Origin of the sequence: Acidovorax sp. HMWF018, from assembly GCF_003061035.1 — a bacterium.
In the GTDB taxonomy this organism is placed as follows: domain Bacteria; phylum Pseudomonadota; class Gammaproteobacteria; order Burkholderiales; family Burkholderiaceae_C; genus Acidovorax; species Acidovorax delafieldii.
On sequence record NZ_QAIM01000031.1, the window covers coordinates 4965 to 7261 of the forward strand.

Annotated in this window: 3 protein-coding genes and 1 pseudogene; all 4 read left to right on the forward strand. The window is 66.5% G+C overall.

Translation table 11 applies throughout. From position 1 onward, the window contains the following. A partial coding sequence (locus tag DBR23_RS30140; protein WP_233250206.1) for an efflux RND transporter permease subunit occupies positions 1–655 on the forward strand: 655 nt, incomplete at its 5' end. A gap of 41 nt (positions 656–696) precedes the next feature. Then, entirely contained in the window at positions 697–1410 is a 714-nt protein-coding gene (locus tag DBR23_RS00850; protein WP_056744775.1) for a protein-L-isoaspartate O-methyltransferase, read from the forward strand. 33 nt (positions 1411–1443) lie between these two features. After that, positions 1444–1797, forward strand: coding sequence for a rhodanese-like domain-containing protein (locus DBR23_RS00855; RefSeq protein WP_055401749.1), 354 nt, complete (start codon positions 1444–1446; stop codon positions 1795–1797). A gap of 189 nt (positions 1798–1986) precedes the next feature. Next, positions 1987–2297, forward strand: a pseudogene (locus DBR23_RS30145) (TolC family protein); the annotation flags it as partial.

The window sequence follows — 2297 nt, forward strand, 5'->3', positions numbered from 1 at the left end:
GCTGGAGACTGTGACCTTCCCGCCGGGTTACCGCTACCAGTTTGGCGGCTCCACCAAGAACATGGCCGAATCGTTTGGCTATGCCATCTCGGCACTGGCCATGGCCATCATCTTCATCTACATGATCCTGGCGAGCCAGTTCAAGAGCTTTTTGCAGCCGCTGGCGCTGATGACCTCGCTGCCACTCACGCTGATTGGTGTGGTGCTGGCGCTGCTGATGTTCCGCTCCACGCTGTCGATGTTCTCCATCATCGGCGTGGTCATGCTGATGGGGCTGGTGACCAAGAACGCCATCCTGCTGGTGGACTTTGCGATCCGTGCCCGCGAGGAACACGTGAACGACCAGGGCCAGACCGTGCCCGGCCTGCCCCGCGCCGACGCGCTGCTGCTGGCCGCCCGGGTGCGGCTGCGCCCCATCCTCATGACCACGCTGGCCATGATCTTCGGCATGGTGCCCCTGGCGTTTGCGCTGTCCGAAGGCTCGGAACAGCGCGCGCCCATGGGCCAGGCCGTGATCGGCGGGGTCATTACCTCTTCCCTGTTGACCCTGGTGGTGGTGCCGGTGGTGTATTGCTACATGGACGACTTGGCCCAGTGGGCCCTTCGCAAGATGGGACGCGCCCCGGCAGCGCCTAAAATCGAAGGTTTGTCCTGATCGCCCCGATCGGCCTTGCATCTGCCCCACGGAGAAATCCCATGAACCTGCCCCTGAACACGTCCGCCAACATCAGCGATCCCATCGCCCAGGCCCGCTACAACATGATCGAGCAGCAGATCCGCCCCTGGAATGTGCTCGACGCCGACGTGCTGGACCTGCTGGCCGTGGTGCGCCGCGAAGACTTTGTCCCCCCGGCCTACCGCAGCCTGGCATTCATGGACATTGAAGTGCCCTTGCTGGGCAACGACGCTGAAGAAGCCGTGCGCAAAGGCCACAGCATGCTGCAACCCCGCGTGGAAGCGCGTGTCCTGCAAGACCTGCGGATTTTGCCCACCGACCGCGTGCTCGAAATCGGCGCCGGCTCGGGCTACATGGCCGCCCTGCTGGCCGCCCGCGCCGAGCGTGTGGTATCCCTCGAAATCCACCCCGAGCTGGCCGAAATGGCCCGCGAGAACCTGCGCGACGCGGGCGTGCAGAACGCCGATGTTCGCCAGGCCGATGGCGCCCGCGATGCCATCCCTGACGGCCCGTTTGACGTGATTGTGCTCAGTGGCTCCGTGGCCGAGGTGCCCAGCCACCTGCTGTCCCTGCTGCGCGATGGGGGCCGCCTGGGCGCCATCGTGGGTGGCGAGCCCGTGATGCGTTTCACCCTGACCCGCCGCACCGGCGACCGCTTTGAGACCACATCGCCCTGGGACACCATCGCGCCGCGCTTGGTGAACTTCCCCGAGCCCTCTGGCTTCACGTTCTGACCCCCTGCCCTTCGGTTGCCTTCGGAGTTTTGCATGATCGATCACGTCCGCCCCGCCCAGCTGTCAGCCTGGTTTGCCGCTGCACCTGAAGGCAGCCAGCCCCTGGTGCTGGACGTGCGTGAGCCTTGGGAGCTGCAGACCGCCAGCGTGCGCGCCGACGGGTTTGAGCTAGTGGCCATCCCCATGGGCGAGTTGCCCGCGCGGCTGGCCGAGCTGGAGCCCGCCCGCCAGGCGCAACGCCCTATTGCCTGCCTGTGCCACCACGGCGCCCGCAGCCTGCGCGTGGCCTCGTTCTTGCAGCACCACGGGTTCGAGCATCTGGCCAACATCACCGGCGGTATTGACGCTTGGTCGCACGAAAGCGATCCGGCGGTGCCGCGCTACTGACGCCCCTTGTGGTTGATGGACCGTTGTTGATGGACCGCACTTGCCGCACCCATGCCCCAGTGCTGCCCGCCGCTGCCCACCCCGATTCGATTCGCAGACTCTTCCGAAGGACCCCCAATGACACCGTTTAGGCCCCTGTCCCTGTCCATCCTGTCCCTGGCGCTGGGCGCACCAGCCCAGGCCCAAAGCCTGCTGCAGCTGGTGGAATCGGCCCGCACCTACGACACGGCCTGGCAGTCGGCGCGCGCACAGCTGGACGCCGCAGCCCGCAAGGCCGACCAGGCCCGCGCCGGCCTGCTGCCTTCCGCCGCACTCACCGGGGGCCTCACCCGCTCCAACGTGGAGCTGAGCAAACCCAAGATCGAGAACACCGGTACGGCACAGACCGTGGGGGTCAATGCCTCCCAGCCGCTGTACCGGCCTGCCAATCGCATCACGCTGGAACAAGGCCAGCGCGGCGTGGATGTGGCCCAGGCCCAGCTGGATGCCGCCACCCAAGA

Bases quoted from the DNA above. Each gene is read 5' to 3' on its own strand.
- DBR23_RS00850 (WP_056744775.1), top strand. From the start codon at position 697: ATGAACCTGCCCCTGAACACGTCCGCCAACATCAGCGATCCCATCGCC.
- DBR23_RS00855 (WP_055401749.1), top strand. From the start codon at position 1,444: ATGATCGATCACGTCCGCCCCGCCCAGCTGTCAGCCTGGTTTGCCGCT.